This is a genomic window from Rhizobium sp. F40D2 (genome assembly GCF_051810745.2).
Lineage (GTDB): Bacteria > Pseudomonadota > Alphaproteobacteria > Rhizobiales > Rhizobiaceae > Rhizobium.
On record NZ_CM131436.1, the window covers coordinates 3,779,873 to 3,805,579 of the forward strand.

General features: G+C 62.7%; 25 protein-coding genes, 1 tRNA gene and 1 pseudogene. 15 read left to right on the top strand and 12 right to left on the bottom strand.

Translation table 11 applies throughout. From position 1 onward, the window contains the following. The first annotated feature begins 10 nt into the window (after positions 1-10). Positions 11-481, top strand: a complete 471-nt coding sequence (locus ACS4RS_RS18205; protein ID WP_439011808.1) for an SRPBCC family protein — start codon at positions 11-13, stop codon at positions 479-481. 40 nt (positions 482-521) lie between these two features. Here ACS4RS_RS18205 and ACS4RS_RS18210 read toward each other — a convergent pair whose 3' ends face one another. Further along, entirely contained in the window at positions 522-1,610 is a 1,089-nt protein-coding gene (locus ACS4RS_RS18210; protein WP_439009843.1) for a citrate synthase/methylcitrate synthase, read from the bottom strand. A gap of 83 nt (positions 1,611-1,693) precedes the next feature. Between ACS4RS_RS18210 and ACS4RS_RS18215 the strand changes: the two genes are divergently transcribed. The 5 genes from ACS4RS_RS18215 to ACS4RS_RS18235 all read left to right on the top strand — a co-directional run bounded on the left by ACS4RS_RS18215 (position 1,694) and on the right by ACS4RS_RS18235 (position 8,221). After that, entirely contained in the window at positions 1,694-2,839 is a 1,146-nt protein-coding gene (locus ACS4RS_RS18215; protein WP_439009842.1) for a citrate synthase, read from the top strand. Between the two features lie 106 nt (positions 2,840-2,945). Continuing rightward, positions 2,946-3,464 (top strand): FecR domain-containing protein, encoded by a 519-nt coding sequence (locus ACS4RS_RS18220; RefSeq protein ID WP_439009841.1) that lies wholly within the window; start codon positions 2,946-2,948, stop codon positions 3,462-3,464. 4 nt (positions 3,465-3,468) lie between these two features. Then, the gene (locus ACS4RS_RS18225) at positions 3,469-5,325 is read left to right on the top strand and encodes a CHASE2 domain-containing protein (protein WP_449313769.1); all 1,857 of its coding nucleotides are present in this window, start codon (positions 3,469-3,471) and stop codon (positions 5,323-5,325) included. 98 nt (positions 5,326-5,423) lie between these two features. Then, complete coding sequence (locus ACS4RS_RS18230; RefSeq protein ID WP_439009839.1) at positions 5,424-7,409, top strand: DEAD/DEAH box helicase; 1,986 nt, start codon at positions 5,424-5,426, stop codon at positions 7,407-7,409. 152 nt (positions 7,410-7,561) lie between these two features. After that, positions 7,562-8,221, top strand: a complete 660-nt coding sequence (locus ACS4RS_RS18235) for a 50S ribosomal protein L11 methyltransferase (protein ID WP_439009838.1) — start codon at positions 7,562-7,564, stop codon at positions 8,219-8,221. Positions 8,222-8,240: 19 nt separating this feature from the next. Here the strand turns inward: ACS4RS_RS18235 and ACS4RS_RS18240 are convergent, their stop codons facing one another. Genes ACS4RS_RS18240 through ACS4RS_RS18260 form a run of 5 tightly spaced genes read right to left on the bottom strand, consistent with a single transcriptional unit; the run spans position 8,241 to position 13,699 of the window. Further along, positions 8,241-9,464, bottom strand: a complete 1,224-nt coding sequence (locus tag ACS4RS_RS18240) for a molybdopterin-binding protein (protein WP_439009837.1) — start codon at positions 9,462-9,464, stop codon at positions 8,241-8,243. Continuing rightward, a complete protein-coding gene (moaC, locus tag ACS4RS_RS18245) occupies positions 9,461-9,958 on the bottom strand; it encodes a cyclic pyranopterin monophosphate synthase MoaC (RefSeq protein WP_439009836.1) in 498 nt (165 codons plus the stop codon). The genes ACS4RS_RS18240 and moaC overlap by 4 nt, the downstream gene beginning before the upstream one ends. A gap of 1 nt (position 9,959) precedes the next feature. Beyond that, positions 9,960-10,772, bottom strand: a complete 813-nt coding sequence (gene trpC / locus ACS4RS_RS18250; protein ID WP_439009835.1) for an indole-3-glycerol phosphate synthase TrpC — start codon at positions 10,770-10,772, stop codon at positions 9,960-9,962. Between the two features lie 9 nt (positions 10,773-10,781). Then, a complete protein-coding gene (trpD, locus tag ACS4RS_RS18255; RefSeq protein ID WP_439009834.1) occupies positions 10,782-11,798 on the bottom strand; it encodes an anthranilate phosphoribosyltransferase in 1,017 nt (338 codons plus the stop codon). Between the two features lie 8 nt (positions 11,799-11,806). Next, a complete protein-coding gene (locus ACS4RS_RS18260; RefSeq protein WP_439009833.1) occupies positions 11,807-13,699 on the bottom strand; it encodes a SurA N-terminal domain-containing protein in 1,893 nt (630 codons plus the stop codon). 219 nt (positions 13,700-13,918) lie between these two features. Between ACS4RS_RS18260 and ACS4RS_RS18265 the strand changes: the two genes are divergently transcribed. Then, entirely contained in the window at positions 13,919-14,200 is a 282-nt protein-coding gene (locus ACS4RS_RS18265) for a hypothetical protein (protein ID WP_003573046.1), read from the top strand. A gap of 75 nt (positions 14,201-14,275) precedes the next feature. Here the strand turns inward: ACS4RS_RS18265 and ACS4RS_RS18270 are convergent, their stop codons facing one another. After that, positions 14,276-14,530, bottom strand: a complete 255-nt coding sequence (locus ACS4RS_RS18270; protein ID WP_439009832.1) for a GlsB/YeaQ/YmgE family stress response membrane protein — start codon at positions 14,528-14,530, stop codon at positions 14,276-14,278. Positions 14,531-15,213: 683 nt separating this feature from the next. Here ACS4RS_RS18270 and ACS4RS_RS18275 point away from each other — a divergent pair. The 3 genes from ACS4RS_RS18275 (at position 15,214) to ACS4RS_RS18285 (ending at position 17,648) form a co-directional block, all read left to right on the top strand. Then, positions 15,214-15,369: an entericidin gene (locus ACS4RS_RS18275; protein ID WP_439009831.1), complete on the top strand. Its 156-nt coding sequence runs from the start codon at positions 15,214-15,216 to the stop codon at positions 15,367-15,369. Between the two features lie 464 nt (positions 15,370-15,833). Further along, positions 15,834-16,706 carry a transglutaminase family protein gene (locus ACS4RS_RS18280; protein WP_439009830.1) on the top strand — a complete coding sequence of 291 codons (873 nt, stop codon included), beginning with the start codon at positions 15,834-15,836 and terminating at the stop codon, positions 16,704-16,706. A 99-nt stretch (positions 16,707-16,805) separates the two neighbouring features. Then, on the top strand, positions 16,806-17,648 hold the full coding sequence (locus ACS4RS_RS18285; protein ID WP_439009829.1) for a transglutaminase-like domain-containing protein: 843 nt from the start codon (positions 16,806-16,808) through the stop codon (positions 17,646-17,648). Here ACS4RS_RS18285 and ACS4RS_RS18290 read toward each other — a convergent pair. Both ACS4RS_RS18290 and ACS4RS_RS18295 read right to left on the bottom strand, forming a co-directional pair. Further along, positions 17,635-17,856, bottom strand: coding sequence for an alkylphosphonate utilization protein (locus tag ACS4RS_RS18290; RefSeq protein WP_003586391.1), 222 nt, complete (start codon positions 17,854-17,856; stop codon positions 17,635-17,637). The two genes, ACS4RS_RS18285 and ACS4RS_RS18290, sit on opposite strands and share 14 nt — an antisense overlap. A gap of 96 nt (positions 17,857-17,952) precedes the next feature. Next, positions 17,953-18,846, bottom strand: coding sequence for a LysR substrate-binding domain-containing protein (locus ACS4RS_RS18295; protein WP_439009828.1), 894 nt, complete (start codon positions 18,844-18,846; stop codon positions 17,953-17,955). A 135-nt stretch (positions 18,847-18,981) separates the two neighbouring features. Between ACS4RS_RS18295 and ACS4RS_RS18300 the strand changes: the two genes are divergently transcribed. Together ACS4RS_RS18300 and ACS4RS_RS18305 are read left to right on the top strand one after the other, a co-directional pair. Beyond that, the gene (locus ACS4RS_RS18300) at positions 18,982-20,409 is read left to right on the top strand and encodes an MFS transporter (protein WP_439009827.1); all 1,428 of its coding nucleotides are present in this window, start codon (positions 18,982-18,984) and stop codon (positions 20,407-20,409) included. Between the two features lie 505 nt (positions 20,410-20,914). Then, positions 20,915-21,194, top strand: a pseudogene (locus ACS4RS_RS18305) (ATP dependent DNA ligase); the annotation flags it as partial. Positions 21,195-21,217: 23 nt separating this feature from the next. Here the strand turns inward: ACS4RS_RS18305 and ACS4RS_RS18310 are convergent. After that, the gene (locus tag ACS4RS_RS18310; RefSeq protein ID WP_439009826.1) at positions 21,218-21,499 is read right to left on the bottom strand and encodes a hypothetical protein; all 282 of its coding nucleotides are present in this window, start codon (positions 21,497-21,499) and stop codon (positions 21,218-21,220) included. Between the two features lie 373 nt (positions 21,500-21,872). Continuing rightward, positions 21,873-21,962, bottom strand: a tRNA-Ser gene (locus ACS4RS_RS18315). 256 nt (positions 21,963-22,218) lie between these two features. On the opposite strand from ACS4RS_RS18315, the gene ACS4RS_RS18320 reads away from it, so the two are divergent. Beyond that, a complete protein-coding gene (locus tag ACS4RS_RS18320) occupies positions 22,219-22,545 on the top strand; it encodes a GYD domain-containing protein (protein WP_439009825.1) in 327 nt (108 codons plus the stop codon). A gap of 30 nt (positions 22,546-22,575) precedes the next feature. Here the strand turns inward: ACS4RS_RS18320 and ACS4RS_RS18325 are convergent, their stop codons facing one another. Continuing rightward, positions 22,576-22,779: a hypothetical protein gene (locus tag ACS4RS_RS18325; protein WP_439009824.1), complete on the bottom strand. Its 204-nt coding sequence runs from the start codon at positions 22,777-22,779 to the stop codon at positions 22,576-22,578. A 447-nt stretch (positions 22,780-23,226) separates the two neighbouring features. Between ACS4RS_RS18325 and ACS4RS_RS18330 the strand changes: the two genes are divergently transcribed. Further along, positions 23,227-24,321, top strand: coding sequence for a septal ring lytic transglycosylase RlpA family protein (locus tag ACS4RS_RS18330; RefSeq protein WP_439009823.1), 1,095 nt, complete (start codon positions 23,227-23,229; stop codon positions 24,319-24,321). Between the two features lie 73 nt (positions 24,322-24,394). Further along, positions 24,395-25,588 (top strand): serine hydrolase, encoded by a 1,194-nt coding sequence (locus ACS4RS_RS18335; RefSeq protein WP_439009822.1) that lies wholly within the window; start codon positions 24,395-24,397, stop codon positions 25,586-25,588. Positions 25,589-25,707: the final 119 nt, after the last annotated feature.

Here is a 25,707-nt window from a genome sequence, read left to right on the forward strand (position 1 = left end):
TATCGCCAGCATGGCCACCCGACGCAGTACGACCGTTTCACGCTTCATCGCCGCGCCGCCTGAGCGCATCTACCGTGCCTTCCTGGACGCGGAGGCGGTCGCCACCTGGCTTCCGCCCGGTTCGATGCGGGGGATCGTCCATGCTTTCGAGGGCAGGGAAGGCGGCGCATTCAGCATGTCGTTGGTCTATCCCGATGACGAGACGTCTCAGCCAGGCAAGACCTCCGACAAGACCGACAGGTTCGAGGGCCGTTTCGCACGGCTCGTGCCCGACGAACGGATCATCTGGGCCACGGCCTTCTGTTCTGACGACCACAGCTTTTCCGGCGAGATGAGGGTCAGCACGACATTGTCGCCTGTGTATGGCGGCACCGATGTGACGATGGTCTGCGACGACATACCCGCGGGCATACGCCTTGAAGACAATGAGGAAGGCTGCCGTTTGACGCTCGACAACCTCGCCGCATTCGTTGGCGGTTGATGCCTGGCGGCGGGGCAAGCCCCGCCGCCGAATTCCATCGTCAGGCTGCGGCCGGCAGCGGGCCGATATAGACCGAGCGCGGGCGAATCAGCCGGCCGTCGAGGGCCTGTTCGCGCGCATGCGCCAACCACCCGACCGTGCGGCCGATCGCAAAGACGCCGGTGAAGGCCTCACGCGGGAAGCCGAGCGCTTCGAGCAGCAGCGCCGTGTAGAACTCGACGTTGACGTCGAGCGGCCGGTTCGGCTTGCGCGCCTTCAGGATTGCCAATGCGGCTGCTTCCACGGCTTCGGCCAGCGCGCCGCGGGCCGGGTCGACCTGCCCGGTTGATATCAGCGGCTTCAGGGCGCCCTTCAGTGCATCGGCGCGCGGATCGCGGACACGGTAGATGCGGTGGCCGAAACCCATCAGTCTTTCGCCGCGGTCGAGCGCTTCGCCGAGCCATTGCCCGGCATTCTCTGCTGTTCCCACGGCATCCAACATGTCGAGCACCGGACCCGGCGCACCGCCATGCAACGGTCCCTTCAGGGCGCTCAACGCGGCCAGGACTGAAGAGGTGAGGCCGGCCTGTGTTGAGGCGATGACGCGCGATGCGAAGGTCGAGGCGTTGAGGCCGTGATCCGATATTGTCACGAGGTAGGCGTCGAGTGCGGCCGTCTGCTCTTTGCTCGGCAATTGTCCCGTCAGCATGCGCAGGATATCGGCCGCCTGCGGCAGTGAGGCGTCGGGCGCGATCGGTCTTTCACCGCGCTGCAGGCGCAGAACCGCCGGCAGAAAGACCGCAGGCGCCGCCAGAAGGCTGAGCGCGGTATCGAGATCCTCGCCGTCGGGCAGCCGGGCAATCAGCGCCCGCATCGCATCAACCGGCGGCAGCGTAAGCAGGGCGGCATCGGCGGCCTCGACGTTGTGGAAAAGCCGTGTTCGCGCGTTCGCCAACCATTCGCGCAATTGCGCTTGATCGAAGCTAATCTCCATCAGCCCGTCGAGCAGTAATGCGGCGACACCTTCATAGCTGCAGTCTGCAACGAGATGGTCCAGCGAGACGCCGCGGATGATCAGCCGCCCCGCTTCGCCATCGACATCCGAGAGCTGCGTTTCGGCGGCAATGACGTCTTCCAAGCCATTTTTCATGTTGTTTCTCCTTTACCGCCGGGATGATCCGGCCTAGTTTCATTGACGTCAATCTTGATGCTATTGATCAACATGAGGCTCCAATGTCGTGGCTGACCGCCGAGGAGGCGCTGCAGGCGCTGAAGACCAAGCAGCAGACGCTCTACGCCAATGTCAGCCGAGGGCGCATCCGCGCCAAGCCCGATCCTGCCGACCCGCGACGCAGCCTCTATCAGGCTGCCGACGTGCAGCGGCTGGCCGAACGCCATGCCGGCCGGCGTAAAGCCGAAACGGTTGCCGCCGAGGCGATCCGTTGGGGCGACCCGGTTCTCTCCTCGGCGATCTCCACCATCATCGGCGGACGGCTTTTTTACCGCGGGCGGGATGTGGCCGATTTCGCCGTGGCCGCGACGCTGGAGCAGACGGCGGCACTGCTCTGGAACGGTGCGGAAGCTCTTGCTTCCCGCACTGCGGCGGGACATGTGGCTCCGTCACTTGAGGCTGCATTCCTGGCGCTGGCAGGGCGGGTGACATCGGATCTGCCGTCGCTCGGCCGCTCGTGGGCGGCCCTCCGCCGTGAAGCAAGCGGGGTCCTCTGCACGGTCGCCGATGCGCTGGCGCCGGGGCCTTCGGATAGACCGCTGCATCTGCGGCTCGCGGAAAGCTGGCAGCGGCCGAATGCCGCCGATTGCCTGCGCCGGGCGCTGGTGCTGCTTGCCGATCACGAACTCAACGCCTCGACCTTCGCGGCACGGGTCACGGCATCGGCGGGTGCCGCCCTTTCGGCCTCCGTGCTTTCCGGCCTGGCGACGTTGACCGGGCCGCTGCATGGTGCGGCGTGGCAGGGCGTCGGCGCCCTGATCGAGGCGGCTTCGGCTCTCGGGGCGGAGCAAGCGATTCGCCGCACGCTTGCCCAGGGCCATCGCCTGTCGGCCTTTGGCCATCCGCTCTATCCCGATGGCGATATCAGGGCTCAGGCGCTGCTTTCGCACTTTCCCCTGCCGCAGCAGTTTGCCGAGGTGCGGGAAACGGGCGAGCAAATGGTCGGCGAGAAGGTCAACGTGGATTTCGTGCTTGCCGCGATGGCCGCCGCCTTCGATCTGCCGCGGGAGGCGCCGATCATCATGTTCTCGCTTGCCCGTTCCACCGGCTGGCTGGCGCATGCAATGGAGCAGATCGACAGCGGCGAATTGATCCGGCCGCGGGCGCGTTATGCCGGGCCGACGCCCGAAACCACCATCAGCCCCTAAGAATTGGTTATGGAAATATCCGAATTCGGCTATCATGCCCGACATGGAAGAAGACGGGTGGCGGGCGCTTTCGAAAAATCTTTCCGCACGGTCATGGGGGCTTTCCATGCATACGACCTTTCGCAGCCTGCTTGCTGCCGCACTCGCTGTCGGCCTTATTCCGCATGGAGCAGCCGTTGCGCAGTCTGCCGGCTGCACGATCGCGCGCGACGCCAGCGCCCGCCAGGTGTTCACTTGTCCCGGCGGGGTAAAGATCACGGCGGAGGCCGGCGCCGCCTTCCGCCTTGCCGACCGCAACCGTGACGGCAGTCCCGATTCGGCATCGCTGCGGCGCAAGGCGATCCTCGTCGATGTCGACAGCAGCCAGCATGCCGGCGGTTTCCAGGTGGTGACGCCGCAGGCGATCGCTGCCGTGCGCGGTACCCAATGGGCTGTCGACGTCGCCAGTGGCAAGACTTCGGTGCTGGTCGTCAGAGGCAGCGTCGCCGTCCGCCGGCCGGCCGGCGAGCAGGTGGTGCTGTCGCCGGGCGAGGGCGTCGACGTCAGCGGCGGGACGGAACCCCTCGTCGTGCGTCGTTGGCCGGCACCGCGCGCCGCCGCCCTTCTTGCCCGCCTTGGCCAATAAATCCATGAACCATCGGCTGCAGACGGTGATCGCGCTGTTGCTCGCCGGTCTTTGGGGGGCAGCGCTTGGCTATGCCAATCTGAAGGGCGAAAGCGGCCTGCTCGACCGGATTGAGGCGTCACTTGCCGATATCCGCAGCGTTGTCATCGGGGCGACGCCACCGCCTCCCGTCGTCTCGATCGTTGCGATCGACGACCGCACCGCCGCCGCCCATGGTTATCCCCTTGATAGGGCCACGCTTGCCCGCCTCGTCGGCGCCATCACCGCCTTGAAACCGAAGGCGCTGGCGCTCGACATTCTGCTCGTCGATCCGGGGCCTGAGGAGGGCGATGCGGCGCTGGTTGCCGCCCTTGCAGAGGGCCCGAGCGTTATTGCCGCTGCGGCCACGTTTTCCAGAAGCAGCCAAGAGGTTACCGATGCGGCGAACGATCCGCTTGCCGCTATCCCCGAGGCAAGTCAGCTTCTGCTGCCGCTTGCCCGCTTCGCCGAAGCCGCCGCCGTCGGTATCGTCAATGTGGCAACCGACCAGACCGGCACGCCGCGCTTCATTCCGCTGATTTCGCGCGGCCCCGACCGATTGGATCCGGCCTTTCCGCTGCGCGCCGCGTCGGTGGCGCTCGGCGTCGATCCGACGATCGAACGCGATGCCATCATGCTCGGCGCGCTGCGCATACCCACGGATATCGGCCAGCGCCTGCCGGTGACCTTCTATGGTGGGCGCGGCAGCATCGCCACCTTCAGCGTCGCCGACGCGCTTGACGGCAAGCTTTCGGCGGATGCGGTCGCAGGACGCATCGTCGTCATCGGCTCGACGGTCACCGGCGGCGGCGACGTCTTCCCGACGCCGTTCGATCCGGTCATGCCCGGCGTCGAAGTGATGTCGACGGCGATCACCCATCTCGTCACCGGCGACGGCATGGTGCGCGATCACAGGATGAGGCTGATCGATGCCGCCACGGCCATCGGATTGCCGCTGGTGTTCGTCTCATTGATCGCCTGGCGGCGGAGTTCTGCGGGCTATATCATTATCGTGCTGACGCTGATCGTCTGGGCGCTACTCAATCTGTCGGCCTTTGCGCATGGCTACTGGCTGAGTGCGGCGCTGCCGATCGCTGCGGCGCTGCCGCCGGCGCTGATTTTCGGTGCGGCCGAACTCTGGCTCGACCGCGGCCGCGCCCGCCATTTCGCCGAGCAGAGCGCGCTCCTACAGCGCATCGAGGCGCCTGGCCTTGGCGAGTGGCTGGCGCGGGATCCGAATTTCCTTGCCGCTCCGGTGCGTCAGAACGCGGCCGTCATCTTCATCGATCTCTCGGGTTTCACCGGCCTCAGCGAAAACCTTGGGCCGGTCAAGGTCAGCGAAGTGTTGAGCGGTTTTTTCGAAATCATCGACGAGGAGGCGCGCCATCACGGCGGCGCCATCACCAGTTTCATGGGCGATGGGGCGATGATCCTGTTCGGCCTGCCGGAGCCTGCCGATGACGATGCAGTCCGCGCCGCTGCCTGTGCGGTCAGCCTGTGCGAGCGCACTCGGGCCTGGCTTCAAGCGCATGCGGGCTTTGCCGAGAGGAAGATCGGCTTCAAGGTCGGCGCCCATTGCGGGCCGATCGTCGCCTCGCGGCTCGGCACTGGCGACCGGCAACAGATCACGGCAGCGGGCGACACCATCAATGTCGGCAGCCGCCTGATGGAGGTGGCCGCCCTCCATGGCGTCGAGCTGGCGCTGAGCGCGGAAATCGTCCGCGCCGCAGGCCCCGACAGCGCGTTGCTGCAGGCCGGCTGGATGGAGGGTCCGTTGGAAACGGCGCTGCGCGGCCGGGCAAGTCATATCGACACCTGGCTGTGGCGCAGCCGCACGCTTTGACAATCGCCGCGGGAGCGGCTAGGAACGGCGCAAATACCCCGCCGGCTGGCTCCGGCCATGGCGCAATTCGCGCCTGACAGCTCCGAAAGATCGAACCCATGACAGAATTCAACGGCGTCGTTCCGGCGATCGCCAAGGCGTTGCAGAAGCGCGGTTACGCCGAACTCACCCCGGTGCAGAAGGCAATGCTCGATCCGGCGCTCGCCGCTTCCGACGCGCTGGTCTCGGCCCAGACCGGTTCCGGCAAGACAGTAGCGTTCGGCCTGGCACTGGCGCCGACGCTGCTCGAGGGCGGAGAGCGCTTCGGCAATGCCGGTGCGCCGCTTGCGCTTGTCATCGCCCCGACGCGCGAACTTGCCCTGCAGGTGAAGCGTGAACTCGAATGGCTCTATGAGATGACCGGCGCGGTGATCGCCAGCTGCGTCGGCGGCATGGACATTCGCAGCGAGCGCCGGTCGCTCGAACGCGGCGCCCATATCGTCGTCGGCACGCCCGGCCGTCTCTGCGACCATATTCGTCGCAGGGCGCTCGACATGTCGGAACTTAAGGCCGCCGTGCTCGACGAGGCCGACGAGATGCTCGATCTCGGCTTCCGCGAAGATCTGGAATTCATTCTCGATTCGGCACCGGACGAGCGCCGGACGCTGATGTTTTCGGCAACGGTGCCAGCGGCGATCGCCAAGCTTGCCAAAAGCTATCAGCGCAACGCCGTGCGCATCAGCACCGCGGCTGAGACAAAGCAGCATGTCGACATCGAATATCGCGCGCTGATGGTGGCGCCGAGCGACCGCGAGAATGCGATCATCAACGTGCTGCGTTATTACGAAGCGACCAACGCCATCGTCTTCTGCTCGACGCGCGCCGCCGTCAATCATCTGACCGCACGCTTCAACAACCGCAATTTCTCTGTCGTAGCGCTTTCCGGCGAGCTGACGCAGAACGAACGCACCCATGCGCTGCAGGCGATGCGTGACGGGCGCGCCCGCGTCTGCATTGCGACCGACGTCGCCGCTCGCGGCATCGACCTGCCGGGTCTCGATCTGGTCATCCATGCCGACCTGCCGACCAATCCGGATACGCTGCTGCACCGCAGCGGCCGCACCGGCCGGGCCGGACGCAAGGGCATCAGCGCCATGATCGTGCCGCTGAATGCACGGCGCAAAGCCGAGCGCCTGCTTGAGAATGCCGGCATTTCGGCCGCCTGGGCGCGGCCGCCGTCGGCCGAAGAGGTAAACGAGCGTGACGACGAACGGCTGCTTGCCGATCCGATCTTCAGTGAAGCGCCGCAGGAGGAAGAACAGGGGCTGGTGCAGCAGCTGCTTTCCAGCCACGGCGCCGAAAAGCTCGCCGCCGCCTTCCTGCGTCTTTACCGCACCAACCATTCGGCGCCGGAGGATCTGATCGAGGTCACCGTGCAGGATGATCGCGGCCGCAAGCGCCGCGACAATGCCGAGCCTTACGAGCCGGCGCAGAAGGGACCGCGCGAGGATTTCGGCGCCAGCGTCTGGTTCTCCGTTTCGGTCGGCCGCAAGCAGAATGCCGAGCCGCGCTGGCTGATCCCGATGCTTTGCCGCAACGGCAATGTGACGAAGCGCGAGATCGGCGCAATCAAGATGCAGCCCGAGGAGACCTTTGTGGAGATCGCGGCGGCGAGTGCCGAAAGCTTCCTTGCTGCGATCGGGCCGAACAAGGCGCTGGAACGCGGCATCCGCGTGACCAAGCTCTCCGGAACGCCGGATTTCAGCCGCGCCCCGTCGCCGAAGCCCTATGCCGGGAAGTCGTCGCGTGACGAACGGCCGGGCGACACGTTCCGCGACGAACGCCCGAAGAACAAGTTCGGCAAGGGTCCAGGCGGCGGATATGCTGCAGCCGACAATAGCGGCCAGCAAAGACAGGATAGCAAACCCTGGAGCAAGAAGCCCGGCAAGCCCGGCTTCGATGGCCCGAAATTCGACAAGCCCAAATACGACAAGCCTAAATTCGAAGGCGGGAAATCCGAAGGGGCCAAATCCGAACGCCCGAAATTCGAGGGCAAGGGCGGCGCCGGGGCGAAGGGCAAGTTTTCGAAAAAGAAGCCCGGCTGATTGCGCCGGCAGCCCTTCGCCGGTTCAGGCGGAGGGCTTTACCTGATGGCCGATAAGTTACGCTCCAGGAGCATTTCGGCTTCGTTACCCACGACGTGGAATGTCTCGACGGCGGCATGCCACATCTCGCCTAGCGGGCAGGGAGCATGATGATGAAACGCTCCGGCATGCCGCATCCCGATCCGGCCGCCTTCATCCAGGCCAATCTGCCGATCTCACCCGTTCCGGCCATCCCCGAAATCCTGCTGCATACGGCAGCGCCTGCGAGCGGGCTCTGGCGGCTTGCCGGCCGCGAAGCAGCCGACCCAGCGCCCTACTGGGCATATCCCTGGGCCGGCGGCGCCGTGCTTGCCCGCCATCTGCTCGACCGTCCGGAAGTGGTCGCCGGCCGCCGCGTCCTTGATCTCGGCGCCGGCTCCGGGCTCGTCGCCATCGCGGCGGCGAAGGCCGGAGCTGCCACGGTCACGGCGGTCGATGTCGATGCCAATGCCATCGCTGCAATCGGTCTCAACGCGGCGATCAACCGCGTGGACATCGTTGCCGTCGCGGCCGATATCATCGAGGCACCACCGCCGGAGAATACTGATCTCCTCGTTGTCGGTGACCTGTTCTACGACCCCGCACTTGCCTTGCGGGCGATGGCTTTCCTGCGGCGTTGCCAGACCGCCGGCATCGAGGTGCTGATCGGCGATCCCGAGCGCGCTTACCTGCCGCAAGCACAACTGAAGCGAATCGCGACGCATGCGGTTGCGGAATTTGGCGCGGGGTCCAACGGCGGAAAGGTGCAGGCGGGCGTGTTTTCGCTTGCTTGAAGCAGGTGGAGAGTCGGAACTATACCAGAAGATCCGGCCGCAACAGCATGACCGGGCAGGGCGCTCCGGCCGGCAGTTCCGGCGCATGCGGTGGGCGGATGATGAGGCAGTCGGCTTGAGCAAAAACCTTCATCATCGATGAATCCTGCTTGCCGAAGGGCAAGGCGAGCCAGTTTCCGGCGGCTGACTTCGAGAGTTTCGCCCTGATATAGTCCTGCCGGTGGTCATTGGCGCGCAGTGGGGTGGCTGCCTCCACCATTGCCTCGCGCCGCACCGGCGGCAGGGAGGCGAGCTTGCGGATCAGCGGTTCCAGGAAGAGCAGCGAGCAGACGAGGCTCGAAACCGGATTGCCGGGCAGGCCGAGCACATGAGTCTCGCCGAAGCTGCCGACCATCAGCGGTTTGCCGGGACGCATGGCGATTCGCCAGAAGTCCAGCTGCATGCCGGCCTCGATCAACGTCGCCTGTACCAGATCATGGTCGCCGACCGAAGCGCCGCCGAGCGTGACGATGATATCGGCCTCGGCTGCCCGCGCCTTATCGATCGCCGCGGTAATCCTTGCCTTATTGTCCGGCACGATGCCGAGATCGAGCACGTCGGCGCCGGCTTTGCGGGCAAGGGCTGCGATACCGAACGTATTGGATGCGATGATCTGCGAAGGGCCGGGCGTGCTTCCTGGCGGCAACAGCTCGTCGCCGGTTGCAAGAATGGCGATCAGCGGGCGTTTGAGGACCTCGACATCGGGCCAGTTCATGCCGGCAGCGACCGTCAGCCGCGAGAAATCGAGCACGGTGCCGGCCACGAGCACGGCTTCGCCTTCGGTAAAATCCTGGCCGCGAGGACGCACATGCTGGCCCTGCCGCACGGGGAAATTGGTGCGGACGCCGTCTTCGATCGTCTCCGCATCCTCCTGCAGCAGCACGCTGTCTGCGCCTGCCGGAACGGGCGCGCCGGTGAAGATGCGGACGGCTTCGCCCTTGCCGACGCCTCCTTCGAAGCCGTGGCCGGCGGCAGACGTGCCGATGACCTTCAGCACGGCGCCCGGCTCCGGCGCATCGTCGCGGCGCAGCGCATAGCCATCCATGGCCGAGGCATCGAAGGGAGGCTGGGTTATCCCGGACTTGAGATCGATGGCGAGGACGCGGCCTTCAGCCTCGGCGAGCGGCAATGTCTCCGATGCGGCGACGGGCGTTGCGCGGGAGAGCAGGCGGCTTAAGGCCTCTGCGACCGGGAGAAGGTTCATCTCGCCTCCGGATGACGGAAATCGCCCGACTTGCCGCCGGATTTTTCGAGCAGCCTGACGCCGCCGATTTCCATCGCCTTGTCGGCCGCCTTGGCCATGTCGTAGATGGTGAGACAGGCGACCGAGACGGCGGTCAGCGCCTCCATCTCGACACCGGTCTTGCCGGTCAGCTTGGCGGTTGCCGTGACGCGCAGGCCGGGCAGGGCGACATCCTCCTGGATCTCGACGGTGACCTTGGTCAGCATCAGCGGATGGCAGAGCGGGATGAGATCGGCGGTGCGTTTCGCCGCCATGATGCCGGCAAGGCGCGCCGTGCCGATGACATCACCTTTCTTGGCATTGCCTTGCCGGATGAGTGCCAGCGTTTCCGCCGCCATCTTCACATGGCCCTCGGCCGTGGCGATGCGCACCGTCTCGGCCTTGTCGGAGACATCGACCATATGCGCCTCGCCGGAGGCATCGATATGCGTGAGGCCTGGCTTTCCGCCGCTCATATCATTCGGCCGCGATGGCGGCTTCGCCGAAGAGCAGCGCGCGGGTGGCGGCCGTTACGTCGTCTTTTCGCATCAAGCTTTCGCCGACAAGGAAGGTGCTGATATCGACGGCCTGCAGACGCTTGCAATCGGCATGGGTGAAGATGCCGCTTTCTCCAATGAGGAGCCGGTCGGCGGGAACCATGGAGGCAAGCGTCTCGCTGACCGTCAGGCTGACCTCGAAAGTCCGCAGATTGCGGTTGTTGATGCCGATGAGCGGCGAGGAAAGCTTCAGCGCCCGCTCCATCTCATCGGCATCGTGGACCTCGACCAGCGCGTCCATGCCGAGGCCGAAGGCTTCGTCCTGCAGGCGCTCGGCCTCGTCATCGGTCAGGGACGCCATGATCAGCAGAATGCAGTCAGCGCCCCAGGCGCGCGCCTCATGGACCTGATAGGTCTCGAACATGAAATCCTTGCGCAAAGCGGGCAGGGCACAGGCGTCCCGTGCCGTCGTCAGAAATTCCGGAGCACCCTGAAAGCTCGGCGCGTCGGTCAGCACGGAAAGGCAGGCCGCGCCACCGGCTTCGTAGGCCTTTGCCAGCGCCGGCGGATCGAAATCCGGGCGGATGAGGCCCTTGGACGGGCTCGCCTTCTTGATCTCGGCGATTAGGCCGAAATTGCCGGCGTCACGCCTGGCTTTCAGCGCCTTGTAGAAACCACGCGGGGCGGACTGGCCGGCCTGCATCGCCTTCAGGTCGGCAAGCGACACCGCAGCCTTGGCGGCAGAGATCTCTTCGCGCTTATAAAGTTCGATCTTCTTCAGAATATCGCTCATCGGGCAATCCTAGTCGATATCGTTGGAAACGGCGATGAGTTTGTCGAGGGCGAGCGCGGTGGCGCCGCTATCGAGCGACTGCGCGGCAAGCGCCATGCCGTCGCGAATCGTTTCGACCTTGCCGGCGATGACCAGCGATGCCGCGGCATTGGCGAGCGAAATATCACGATAGGCGTTCTTCGCGCCGCTCAGCACCTCGCGAAGCGCTGCAGCATTGGCGACGCCATCGCCGCCCTTGATATCGGCGAGCACGCAAGGGCTGACGCCGAAATCGGCGGGCGATAGCTCGAAGGTGCGGATCTTGCCGTCTTCGAGTGCGGCCACCTTGGTGATGCCTGTCGTGGTGATTTCGTCGAGGCCGTCGCCATGAACTACCCAGACACATTCGGAGCCGAGATCGCGCATGACTTCGGCAAGCGGCACCAGCCATTGCGGCGAGTAGACGCCGAGCAGCTGGCGGCGGACGCTGGCCGGACTGGAAAGCGGGCCTAACAGGTTAAAGATGGTGCGGGTGCCGAGTTCGACACGGGACGGGCCGACATGGCGCATGGCGGAATGATGAAGCTGCGCGAACATGAAGCCGACGCCGGCCTCATTGATGCAGCGGGAGATGATCTCGGGACCGACATCGAGCTTGACGCCGAGTGCGGCGAGATTGTCCGCCGCACCCGATTTCGAGCTCAGCGCGCGGTTGCCGTGTTTTGCGACGGGGACACCGGCGCCGGCGACGATCAGCGCCGCCAGCGTCGAGATATTGTAGGTGCCGCTGGCATCGCCGCCGGTGCCGACAATGTCGATCGCATCGGTCGGCGCTTCGACGGTCAGCATCTTCGCGCGCATCGCCGTGACGGCGCCGACGATCTCGTCGACGGTTTCGCCGCGCACGCGCAGCGCCATCAGGAAGCCGCCGATCTGCGAGGGCGTCGCCTGGCCGGACATCAGGATGTCGAAGGCGGCGCGCGCCTCGTCACGCGTCAGCGGCTCGCGGCTTGCGGCCTTGGCCAGGAACGGCTTCAGATCGGTCATAAGGCCTCCTAACGAAGCGTCGCCTGCTCGGCGAGCGTCTGGTTGATCTGAGCGCCGTACTGCGTCTGCAGCAGGTTGACCATCTGATCGAGAATATCGTCGCCGGCGGCGTTGGCCATGGCGGTGATCTGGGCATCGCGGTTGTTCAGCGCGTCGCTGGTCGGCTCGCTGTTGACCTCGGTGACCTTCATCAGGATCTGCGTCGAGGGATCGGCGCCCACCGCACTCGCGACCGTATCGATCGGGCCGGAGAAGGCGGCGGTGACGCCGGCGCGGCCAAGCACCGGATCATCGGTGGCGCGGGTGATGCCGCTCTTGCTTTCAACGGCAATGCCGAGCGGCGTTGCGATATCGGCAAGCGCTGTGCCCTTGGCTGCCTCGGCCTTCAGTGCGTCGGCCTTTTTGGCCAGTTCGGCCTTCTGCTGTTCTGCCGTCCAGTCTTCGATCGCCTTTTCCCGCACCTCGGCGACCGGGCGCTCGCGGGTCGGGGTAATTTCGCGGACGTTGAACCAGACATAGCCGTCATTGCCGATCGGCAGCGGCGGCGCATCGACGCCGACCTCGGTCTTGAAGGCTTCGCCGAGCAGCTGCTGCTTGACGGGAATATCCTTGACCTCCTTACCGTCCTTGTCTGCGCCGGTCATATCAACGGCGTCGACGGTCACGGCTTTGAGCTTCAATTGGCCGGCGATATCCTCGAGAGTGGCGCCGCCGGCGCGCAGATCCTCGATGCGGTCATGAACGTTGATTACTTCCTGCGAGGCATTGGAAAGCGCCAGCTGCTTGCGGATGTCCTCCTTCACCTCGTCGAAATTCTTGGTGGTTTCCGGCTTGATGTTGGTGATGCGCAGGATGACGGAGCCGAAGGAGCCCTCGACGACAGGTGTCGTGCCGCCGTCCTTCGAAACGGCGAAGGCCGCATCGGCAACGGCCTGGTCGGGAACCTTGTCCTTGGTGAATTCGCCGAGCAGCACGTCGCTTGCCGTCTTGCCCTGGTCGGAGACCAGCTGATCGAAGCTGGTGCCGCCCTTCAGCGCCGTTTCGGCGGCGGCGGCAAGATCCTTGCTGGTGAAGCTCAGCTGTTCGATGGTGCGGCTTTCCGGCGTGCGGTAGGTATCCTTGCTCTTGTCGAAGGCTTCGTGGATCTGGTCGTCGGTGACGGTCGCGGCGTCGGCAATATCGGCGGGCTGTAGCGAGAGATAGACGAGCTTGCGGTACTCAGGCGCCTGGTAGCGCTGCTTGACGCCGTCAAACCATGTCGCCAGCACATCGTCGGCGGGCGCCTTGATCGGCTCGATATTGGCGTTGGTGAGCAGCAGATAGTCGATGCTGCGGCTTTCATTGCCATAAAGCTTCAGGGCGTCGATCAGCGTCTTCGGGGCGGTGAAGCCGTTCGAGATGGCATCGACGACCTGGCTGCGGACGGCAACCTTGCTGCGCTCCTTGATGTAATCGTCCTGGCGGATATTGGCGTTGCGCAGGCGCGAGATGAAGAGTTCACGGTCGAACTTGCCATTGACAGCCTTGAAGGCCGGATCGTCGGCGATCAGCTGGGCGAGGCGATCTTCTGACAGGCCGAGGTTCATGTCTTCGGCGAGCTGGTCTAGCGAGGCGCCGGCGACGAGCTGGGCAAGCACCTGCTGCTCGACGCCGAAAGCGCGAGCCTGTTCTGGAGTGAGACGCGTGCCGAACTGCTGACCGAGGCTTGCCACCTGGCGCTGGTAGGCGAGGTGGAATTCGTTGACGTCCACATGCTGATCGCCGACGGTCACGACCGTGGTGCTGTTGCTGCCGGTGATCAGCGACCGGGAGACACCCCAGATGCCGAAGGACGCGACCAGCAGAAGCATCAGCAGCTTGGCGACCCAGGTCTGAGCGGCTCTTCTCAGGATATGGAACATAGAAACGCAAACCTCGCAGTATCATTGAGCCGCGCGCGGGCGGACATTCGACGTTCCTTAAAACAAACCCGACAGGAAATGAAGAGTTTGTCGCGCGAAAAGCTGCGCCAAGCGGCGGCGGCGGCGTTGCGGCTCTGCGGCCAACAAAAGATCGGCTGCGGCGGAACCTTTCGGGCCGCCATTTCGTTGAAGCGGCATCCCATGCAACAGGAGCAGACCATGGCTGAATTGAAAACCGCTTCCGCCGAATCCACCGCTGCGCGCGTCAAGGCCGATATGGCAGCAGACGACTTGTCGGCGCAGGTCGCAGCCCTTCGCAACGATCTCTCCCGGCTGACGGAAAGCGTGGTTGCGCTCGGGCAAGGGGCAAAGTCGGCGGTTACCGACGAGGCGTCGCTGATGACGGAGCAGTTGCGCGACAAGGTTCGTGAAGAACCGCTCATGGCGCTCGCGGTGACGGCAGGCATCGCCTATGTTTTCGGCCTGCTGAGCCGCCGCTGAAAGATAATTCGGGATAGAGAAAAGCCGGACGCGAAGCGCGCCCGGCTTTCAACTATGTCCGCCACATCGCGGCAATCAGCGACGGATGGCGCGGCCGACGAAGATCAGAATGCAGGCACCGATGAAACCGGTGATCAGATAACCCAGCCAACCGGCCAGCGGCTGGATGTGCAACAGAGCCAGGATCCAGTTGGCGACAATGGCGCCGACGATGCCGAGCAATATGTTCATGAGCAAACCCATGTTGCTGCTCATCACCTTTTCGGCCAGCCATCCGGCGATGCCGCCGATGATGATGGCTGCAATCCAACCCACGCCTGCGTTTTCCATGATTATCTCCCTCCTGGCAAAACGAGTCACAGAATGCACGAAACGGAAGGAAGTTCCACTCCCAGTTAAGAGATTGCCTGCCGCTTCAGCATCTTATGTGACTTAGGGCTGCAGCACGGTAACAGGGGAGTGCAACGCGTATGAAGCAATCTGGAACAACAGGCCGGCAATGGCAATCATTGCGAATCCTAACGGCATGATCAGGCTTTTGGTAAACATTGTTCCTCTCCCCTTTGCACAAAGCATAAGCGGAAGCGGATGGCGCGCAAGTATATTGTTAATGAATAGTTAAGTATGGCATTTAACTAAAATGTGTTACATTGGACAATACTAGAATACTTGCAGAAATTGAAAGATTTCTTGTCTGTCATTTAAGAGTGCACGCGCAAGGAGCCGGGTCTCCGCGCTCGGATCTTATCGCGGCGGTTTGCGGAAGGCGACTGGCGGTGGGAATCTCTATGTCCGGTGAACGACAAGCATGAAGACGATAAAGGACGCTGTCGCAACGGTGGCGGCGAAGGCAATCTGGTAATCCATATTGTAAACCCCGGTTGGATGGCTTCCGTAAACGCGGGTCGGGCTATAGAAGTTCCATATGCCGTTCGCGCTAAACGCCGGCGGATTGATTTTGCCGAGGAATGCATCATCTTTCCCTGATCGCCATTCCATCCGGGGAAAACTTAATGTCAAAAGCTGCAATCGCCGTCGCCTGCATTTCCCTGCTGACACTTTCCGGCTGCGGCAATACCGCATACGGGCTGAAGAAGGACGGACAGGAGGCGAGCCACGCCATGGACAATGCGACACATCGGGTGCTTTCCGCAGGCGCCAAGAAGTAAGGCGTGCGCCAAGAAGTATGGCGCGGGAGATAGAATCACTGTGAAAAAAGCCCGCCTGGGGTGAGGCGGGCTGGCAATAACAGGGAGAATGGACGGATAGACGCCGTCTCTGCTAAATAAGCACTTCCTTAAGCGCTTGGCTTTACGTCATTCGACGTATCCGCCACCGTTCCGGCAGCGGCCTAGACGATCAGGCTTCGGATTCGGATCAGAAGTTGCCCCAGTTCTGGGCGCGGGCACGGGCGCGAATAATCCGGTATTCGCGACCGCCATAGAGCGAGCCGATTGTCAGCATAAGCGTCAGAACGTCCCAGATGATATGCATTTTATCCTCGTAGGTTGGACGGGCTCTGCCGTCGATCGGTTGATGCAGAATAGCAATCTTTCGAATGTGCTTATATGATAAGATATCGGGATAAGCGGGAAACGGGCAGGGCGCGCCTCACGCAGAGGAAAGCCGGCCTATGACGATTTTCTCCGTCCGCCACATCACGTCCTATCGTTACGTCAGGGATGTCGATTTCGGCGAGCACCGCTTGATGTTCCGGCCGCGCGACAGTTTCGACCAACGGTTGATCGAAGCGTCGTTGACGATATATCCGGAGGAAAGTCATGTGCGCTGGATCCACGATGTTTTCGGCAATTGCGTGGCGCTCATCGATATTTCGAGGCCGGCGTCCGAGCTTCGCTTCGAAACCTGGATCACGCTCGATCATACGCCCCAAGTTGCCCTTGACCTCAAGGTGGACGATCAGGCGCTGACCTATCCGTTCTCCTACGACAAGGACGAGATTGCCGATCTGACGCCGGCGATGCGACGGCATTATCCCGACCCCAACGACGAGGTCGGACGCTGGGCGCGCCGGTTCGTGCGCCAGGGGCGTCCGACCGAGACCGGGCATATGCTGATGACGCTCTGTTACGCCATTCGGGAGAGCTTCGTCTATGCACGCCGGATGGAGCACGGAACGCAGACGCCGCTGCAGACTTTGCAGCTGCGCTCCGGCACCTGCCGAGATTTCGCGCTGCTGATGATGGAGGCGGCACGCGTTCTCGGCCTCGCGGCGCGGTTTGTGACGGGCTATGTCTATGTTCCCGATCGGGACGGCTCCACCGTGCTCGGCGGCGGTTCCACCCATGCGTGGTGCCAGATTTACCTTCCCGGCGCCGGCTGGACGGAGTTCGATCCGACCAACGGGATCGTCGGCAACCGCGATCTCATTCGGGTCGCCGTCGCCCGCGATCCGCGCCAGGCCGTCCCGTTAAGCGGCAGCTATGATGGGGATGGGACGGATTTCGACAGCATGACGGTGCAGGTCAACGTCACCACGAAGTAATCCTCGGTTTGGGCGCGGCCACAGTCGTGGCTGCGGGAACCGGGCAGCACGATCGACGTTGCATAGTCACGCCACCTGTGGGGATGCGAGGACGCCACCATGAAGATACGTGCCGGGTTTCATCTGGGCTATGAATGCACACAGCCGACGCCGATGCTGCTCGCTCTCAACATTCATCCTTCGCGCCGCGCCGATCTTCTCAGCGAGCAGGTGCTGACATTCGACCGGCCGATCGAGGCCTGGGAATATACCGACGGCTTCGGCAATGCGTGCAGCCGGATTGTCGCCCCGGCGGGCGTGACGACGATTTCCACGGCGTTCGAGATCTACGACAGCGGCCAACCCGACGTCGTTCCCGACGATGCCGTCCAGCACGCGATCAACGACCTGCCGGACGAGGTGCTCGTCTTCCTGCTCGGCAGCCGCTATTGCGACACCGACAGGCTTGCCGATTTCGCCTGGGCAACCTTCTCGTCGACGCCGCTCGGCTGGGCGCGCGTCCAGGCGATCTGTGATTTCGTCCATGACCACATCACCTTCGACTATCTGAAAGCCGACCTGCTACGGACCGCGCATGGCGGCTTCGTCGACAAGGCAGGCGTTTGCCGCGACTTTGCCCATCTCGCCATCGCGCTTTGCCGATGCATGAATATCCCAGCCCGATATTGCACAGGCTATCTCGGCGATATCGGCGTTCCGATCGATCCCAATCCGATGGATTTCAGCGCCTGGTTCGAGGTCTTTCTCGGCGGCCATTGGCACACGGTCGATGCCCGCCACAACACGCCGCGGATCGGCAGAATCCTGATGGGAACCGGCCGCGACGCCACCGACGTCGCAATGTCGACGGCATTCGGGCCGGCGGTGCTTTCCCGCTTCGAGGTGATCACCGAGGAAGTGCCGCAGGAAGCGGCTGATAAGGCCGACACTATGCCTTCTTGAGGAATTCCGTTTTCAGCACCAGACCCTTGACCTGCTTCGTGTTGCACTCGATCTCGCCCGGATTGTCGGTCAGGCGAATGCCTTTGACCAGCGTCCCGCGCTTCAGCGTCTCCGAGGTTCCTTTGACCTTGAGATCCTTGATCAGCGTTACGGAATCGCCGTCGTGAAGCTGGCTTCCGTTGCTGTCCTTTACGATGATGTCGGCCATGATGTTCCCGCCTGATAATTCGCCTGATGATCTTTGGCGGGAAATCACGTCGACGGGAGATAGTCAACCACGACCATCCGATTGATCGTTCGTCGATCAAATCGCCGCGCAGGCCTCCCGAACACAGCCGCGCAGCCAGCGGTGGGCCGGATCGGCATCCATCCTCGGATGCCAAAGCAGGGAAAGCGTGATCTCAGGGGTCGGAACGGGCAGGGGAAAACTGTGCATTCCCTGGCGCAATGCCCCCGTGTGCCGTTCCGGAACGCTGGCGATCAGATCCGAGGTGCGGGCAAGCGCCAACGCAGTCGAAAATCCACCGACGATCGTGGCAATCTGCCGTTCGAGCCGGAGCGCATCGAGGGCTTCATCAATCTGTCCCTTGTCGATCCCGCGCCGCGAGACGGCGATGTGCCGGCCGGCAGCGTACCGGGCGGGCGTCACCTCACCCCGGCAGAGCGGATGCCCTGTCCGCACGACGCCGATGAAACGATCGCGGAACAAGGCCTGCGCCCGCACCTCCGGTCCCATCGTTTCGCCGACAACGCCGGTTTCCAGGTCGACGCTTCCGTCGCGCAACGGGGCGCTGTCCTTATCCGGCTTCTGTACAAAGCGCAGCAGAACGCCGGGCGCTTCACCGCCGAGGCGGGCGATAAGATCGGGTCCGAAGGTCTCGGCAAAACCTTCGCTGGTGCGCAGCGTGAACGTCCGGACCAGTCGTTTGAGATCAAGCGCCTCGGCAGGGCGCAGGACCGCCTGCGCATCCTCGACGATCCGGCCGACCCGCTCGCGCAGTTCGAGTGCCCGGGGCGTGGGGACCAGCCCACGGCCGGCGCGCACCAGCAGCGGATCGCCTGTCGTCTCGCGCAGTCGCGCCAGCGCCCGGCTCATGGCCGACGGACTGAGCCGCAGCCTGTGGGCGGCGCGGGCAACGCTGCCTTCGGCAAGCAGCACATCCAGGGTGACGAGCAGGTTGAGATCGGGTGTCGACATGCATCCGATATAACACGGCTTCATATGGCGTCCAACGCACGAATAGAATGCAAAAGCTGCGCGTTCCGCCATGCCGGCCGGAGGACTATGTTTGTCGGCGGCTCCCTTTCCGGAGCGAGAAAAACGGAGTCTACGGTGAAACAGATCATTGCAGAGCCCGGCGAGGCCATCGCCGAACGCCCCTATTCCGTCCGCTGGGCACTCGCCAGCCTTTCCCTCTCGATGCTGCTGCCATCGCTCGGTACCAGCATCGCCAATGTCGGCCTGCCGAGCCTGGCGCGGGCGTTTGGCGCCGCCTTCCAGGACGTCCAGTGGATCGTGCTCGCCTATCTCCTCGCCATCACCATCCTGATCGTCAGCGTCGGGCGGCTCGGCGATGTCACCGGCCGGCGACGGCTGCTGCTCATCGGTATCCTGTTCTTCACGCTGGCCTCGGTCCTCTGCAGCCTTGCGCCGACGCTGTGGCTGATGATTGCTGCGCGTGCGCTACAGGGTCTGGGCGCGGCGATCATGATGGCGCTGACCATGGCCTTTGTCGGTGAAACGGTGCCGAAGGCGAGGACCGGCAGTGCCATGGGGCTGCTCGGAACGATGTCGGCGATCGGCACCGCTCTCGGGCCCTCGCTCGGCGGCCTGCTGATCGCCTGTTTCGGCTGGCCGGCGATCTTCCTCGTCAACGTGCCGCTCGGCCTGGTGACCTTCGTTCTCGCCTATCGCTATCTGCCGGACGATATCGGCGGGAGGAAGAAGGATCGGGCCGGCTTCGACATAGTGGGCACGCTCCTGCTTGCCCTGACGCTTTCGGCCTATGCGCTGGCGATGACGATCGGGCATGGCAGCTTTGGCCTGTTGAACCTCGCCCTTCTGCTCACGGCCGGTTTCGGCGCCGGTCTCTTCGTCTTCACCGAGGCGAGAACGGCATCGCCGCTGATCCAGTTGGCGGTATTCCGCAACCGCGTGCGAACCTCCAGCCTGGCGATGAACGGGCTCGTCTCGACTGTGATGATGGCGACGCTGGTGGTCGCGCCCTTCTATCTCTCCCGTTCGCTCGGGCTCAGCGAGGCGCTGGTTGGCGCCGTGATGTCGATCGGTCCGGTGATCTCCATCCTCAGCGGCGTTCCGGCCGGTCGCCTGGTCGATCGTCTGGACGCGCCGTTCGTGGTTGCCGCAGGGCTCGTCGCCATGGCCGCCGGTTCCATCGCTCTCGCCGTGTTGCCCGGAATTGTCGGCTACATCGCCGGCATCGCTCTGCTGACATCAGGCTATCAGCTGTTTCAGGCCGCCAACAACACAGCAGTGATGGGAGATGTGCACCCCGACCAGCGCGGCGTCATTTCCGGCATGCTCAATCTGTCGCGCAATCTCGGGCTGATTACCGGCGCATCCGTCATGGGGGCCGTGTTCGCGCATGGCTCGGGGAGCTCAGAGATCGCCGCGGCGCGTCCCGAGGCCGTTCATTCAGGCATGCAGATCACCTTCGGCGTCGCAGCCGCATTGATCGCCGTCGCGCTGACTATCGCGGCCGGGACCTACCGGCGCCGGACCGGTTCCGCAGGAGCATGATCGCCAACCGACAGGAACAGGCGAAGATGGTGGCGGGGTGAAGAATTCGTGCGGCAAGTGGAGGGTGCGCGGAGCTGGGCCGGTTGCAGCGCTCCGACCGGTTCTATCGAGTAAGCTCGCCTCCCTCCGGGGGATTATGCAGTTAGCCATAGAACTCAGACCAAGGTCCGATCGGTCCCGGACTTCGTGCCCCATACCAACCTATGATCGTTGCAATAGCTTTGCGGGATGAGTCGAATTTCGGAGCTTTTAATGTGACCAAGATCATTGTTTTGGGGATGATAGTGATGCCGGCTATCTTTTGGGGTTCTGTTGGCGTCTGGATCTATTCGTTGCTTTCATGAGCGGCTGTGGCTTCAGTCCCCATCGCGATTGCTGTGTAGCAATACGGGCGAGGCTCAAGAGATCGCCGACGGCAAGGAGATCTACAGTCGAAGGGGCGAGGCGGCCGGGCTTCGTGACAATAAGCGTGTCGGCCTCGCGCACGTAGTCTGCAGAATCATTCGGCGGCATGCTGCTCGCAGCGCGCAAAGGAAACGAGCTCGTCTTTCTCGGGGGAGTGGGAACCGGCTTTAACGAGCGTTCCGCGAATGGACTCCGGGAGAAGATAGAAAGCTGATCATCGGCAAGCCTGCTGTCGATAGCAAAACGCGGTCTTAGTCGATCCGCGCCTCGTTGCTGAAGCCGACTATCGGGCGTGGACGCATGACGGCAAGTTGCGGCACGCGTCATATAAGGGGTTGCGCGACGCTGCTGACAATCCGGCAGTTTATGAGGCAGAATAATCCACCCAGCGCCGCTACCGCCCTCAATTGAGGATCCCCAGCAGACCTAAAGTAATTGGGATCAAATTGGCTGTGCTAACAACGACGAAAACGGGCCAAGCTATCAAGAATTTTTCTTTCGGCTTCGCAGTAAAGCGATCATCATCCGGGAACTCCGAAAATTGGGGTCCGAAATCTTCGCTGAAATCGAAGCCATTTTTATAATAGAAGATGATCGACCTGATATACCAATACCAACTCCAGCCACATATGCCGCCCACAAGGCAGAAGGGCAGCCACAGGGCGACCCTGTCGGGCGTGGTCATGGTTTCTCCTCCGGCCGCGATGCCTTGTTGCAGTCGGCGCAACCCGAAGGATATTCGGGCATATGCTTTATCGGAGGAGCCGGATAGTACCTATAAAGACAGCCGCCGAGGAAGGGCACCAATAGACATATGCAAATGAAGCGAGGCATCATTTCAGCACTACAACAAGCACCGCGATTCTTGTAAAGGCGGCGCCCAAATCATTAAGCTTCCGTCGGTCCCTTGTACGCCATCAGCTATACGCAATCGATGAGTCCGACAGCGCGTCTGGATGTCGCAGCATTATTGCAGATCTTCGTTGACTGTATTGCAAGTGAGTTGGAATATCACCTCGGAAGGTTGGGAAAAATGCACACGCTTTTCAACAGGTTGCTGGCGGAAGAGGTGGGATTCGAACCCACGGTACGGTTTCCCGCACGCCGGTTTTCAAGACCGGTTCCTTAAACCACTCGGACACTCTTCCATCTGATTGAAAGGTTGAGAAACGACATTCCGTTGATTTCTTCCAACCGGCTGTTACTGCCGGTTTGCGACCCAATCACTCGATGGCTGGGTTTTAGCAGCTTTGATAGCAGCGTCAACTTGCCCGGCAGCATTTGTCGGCGTTTGCGCCGATTGCAATTCCGGCGCATAAGTCTTTGCTTGTTCCCCACCTTGGAAATAACTGGCGTTCTTTCCGGCTTAAGCGTTTACTGTGGCGTTCTGGCGGAGGAAAAACCATGGCCATGTATCTCACGCGCTTCAGCTACACGCCCGAAACATGGGCCCGCATGATCGATAATCCCGAGGATCGCCGGGAGGCGGCCCGTCGTTACATCGAATCGGTTGGCGGCAAGCTCCATGGATTCTGGTATGCCTTCGGCGAGCGTGATGGTTGGAATCTGTGGGAGGCGCCCGATAACGTCTCGATGGCGGCTGTCGCGCTTGCTATAGGGGCGGGAGGGGCAGTCAGTTCCATGGAAACCACTGTCCTGCTCAGCGTCGAGGATATGATCGAAGCCTTGGGAAAGGCGAAGTCGGTTCGGTATAGACCACCGGCAGCATAGGGGCGCCGGCCTGGCCTAAATCATCCTGTTCTAGCGTCCGTCGGATCCGAGGCCTTTCGGACCGTTGAGTTGATTCATGTCCTCGCAGAGAGATCGTACCGCCTCCATCGTCACCGCGAGTGCTGCCATCAGGATTGCTATGTCGTTGTCTTGATCTGGCTGCGAAAGCACGTGAGACCGGGTATGCAACTGCTGGCTGACAGTATCGAGTTGCGTCATGATTTCATTGTTCATGGTGATCCTCCAAAAGCATAACCTTCAAAGCCCGTGGCGGACATTTCGTTCCCAGAGAGGATCGGAGCGTCACTACGAAGATCCCCGTTGCATCGCATCCGATCGGCGACTGAAGGAGGCGGCAGCAAACGCAGTGCCGCTGCTTGTAGAGCCGTGGCGGCGTTTCAATATGGGGCTTTTCGGGCGTCTTAGGCGGGCGAATGTTTACCATATGCCCCGCCTCGGCACGGGAAATATCAAGCCTATTTAGGCGAGGGCGGCAGGGCTCGCGTTAGTGATCTATAAACCATAATCACTAGAATTATCGCTATCGCTGCGAAATCGTTCGTAAATTTGCCACGAACTTCGCAAGATTAAAGCCTCGTTAGGCGGGCGGGGATAAGGCGTATTGGCCCAGTATGGGGCAAAGTTCCTTAACCATAACGATCTTTGAGCGGCGTGGGACATATGAGATTGGGATACGGGGCGGCGTCTTTCGCAACGACAGCACGGTGGCTGGCGGTATCAGCGATGTGTGCGACGGTTGCGGCGTGCGGCACGACGCAGGCGGTGCCGAAGAAGAAAGCCCACGGCAAAGAATATTTCTCCGAATCCGAATATGGCGTGAAGGCGAGCCCGCGGGTCGCCACCGGCAACAATATCCCCAAGGGCGGCGGCCGCTACATCGTCGGCAATCCTTACGAGGTGAAGGGCAAGTGGTATTATCCGAAAGAAGACTTCGCTTATAACAAGGTCGGCGTCGCGTCCTGGTATGGCTCGGCCTTTCATGGGCGCCTAACGGCAAACGGCGAAGTCTACGATCAGATGCATCTTTCCGCCGCGCATCCGACCTTCCCATTGCCGAGCTATGCGCGCGTCACCAATCTCGAAAGCGGTTCCTCCGTCATCGTGCGCGTCAACGATCGCGGCCCATATCACGAGGGCCGAATCATCGACCTTTCGAACAAGACGGCCGACATGCTGGATCTGCAGCATAGCGGCACCGGCAAGGTGCGCGTGCAATATGTCGGTCGCGCCCGCATGGACGGCCACGACATGCCCTATCTGATGGCCTCCTACGTGCCGAAGGGCAGTCGTATTCCCGGCGTCAATCCGGAAGGCCAGATCGCAACCGGTGTGATGGTCGCCTCCAACAGCCGCAAGATCACCCGTGACCAGTTGCAGAGTTCGGAAGATTACGAGACGCCGGCCAACGTGCCGGTACCGATGTCGGCGACTTCCTATGCCGGCTCGACACCGAGCGCCCGCTACAATGCGGCGCCCGCTCTCGCTCCGGGTGCCCATGTCTTGGTCGCGCCGCAGGCACCGTCTGCCAACAAAGCCCCGCAGGCCTTCGACCAGATGGTCGTGCTGCCAGAGATCGGTCCCATGCCCTATGAACGGCCGCTCAACTCCCTCGCGCTCGGTTACCAGAACGAGGACGTGAAGACGGTGACCGTCGATCTCGCCTTCGACGCGGTGATGGCGCGCAATGACGGGCTGACGCAGGAGTCGATCCTGGCTTCGGCCAAGCGTCATCAGGCAAAATTCGCCACCCGCTGAACGCGGTGATTGCATCGGATTTCCTCTCGCTCTAACCTCCTGACGACACACCGCTCGATCGATGGAACCCCTGATGCTGAAGCCTCTGCTTCGCCTGTTTGCATGCCTGCTGCCGTTGACCACCGTAGCGCTTGCGGCCGATAATGGGGCTGCTGGTTTCGCCACCAAGGCGGCGCAGGCCTATATGATCGAGGCTGCAACCGGCACGGTGCTTCTCGCCAAGAACGAGGACCAGATTTTTGCGCCGGCTTCGCTGGCCAAACTGATGACGATGGATCTCGTCTTCGACGCGGTGACGAAGGGCGAGATCACCTTCGACACCGAATATCCCGTCTCCGAGTATGCCTGGAGAACCGGCGGCGCGCCGTCAAGGACGGCAACGATGTTTGCCAGCCTCAAATCGCGCGTGCGCGTCGAGGACCTGATCAAGGGGGTCGCCATCCAGGGCGCCAACGACAGTTGCATTATTCTCGCCGAAGGCATGGCCGGCAGCGAGCAACAGTTTGCCGAGTCGATGACGCGGCGCGCCCGTGAGCTCGGCATGGAGAAGGCCGAATTCGGCAATTCCACCGGCCTCCCCGATGGAAAGAGTAAGGTGACGGCGCGCGAAATGGTGACGCTGGCCACGGCCCTGCAGCAGTCCTATCCGAACCTTTACCCCTATTTCGCGCAACCGGATTTCGAGTGGAACAAGATCTTCCAGCGCAACCGCAATCCGCTGCTCGGGCTCGATCTCGGCGCCGACGGGCTGGCAACGGGCTTTGCAGAGGGCGAGGGTTATTCGATCGTCGCGTCGGTTGAGCGCGACGGCAGACGCCTGTTTCTGGCGCTTGCCGGCATCGCGTCCGACAAGGAGCGAACCGAGGAGGCCAAGCGGCTGTTCGAATGGGGGCTGACGGCCTTTGAGAACCGGCAGATATTTGGCGAGAATGAAGTGATCGGCGCCGCCAGCGTCTATGGCGGCACGGCGCGAACCGTCGATCTCGTGGCCAAGGCGCCGGTCAGCGTCTATATTCCGATCAGCAATCCCGACCGGCTGTCGGCGCGCATCATCTATCGCTGGCCGCTGACGGCGCCGGTGACGCCGGATACCCAGGCGGGCACGCTCAGGATTTTCGCAGGCAGCCGGCTGCTCAGGGAAGTGCCGCTCTATACCGTGCAGGCGGTCGGCGAGGGCTCGCTCAGCAGCCGGGCTGTTGACGCCATGCTCGAACTCGGCGAATCGCTACTTTTCTCCTGGCTCTGGGATAAGTCCGCGCCGGGCTGAACGCCGGCTTTCTGATGCAATTTGCCGGGAAACGTGACTATGTCGTCGCGGCGAAAGGTTTTCCTTCCTGCTGTCTTCGGATAGATAGAACAAGCAAGGCGCGTGCGGCGCCTGGAATG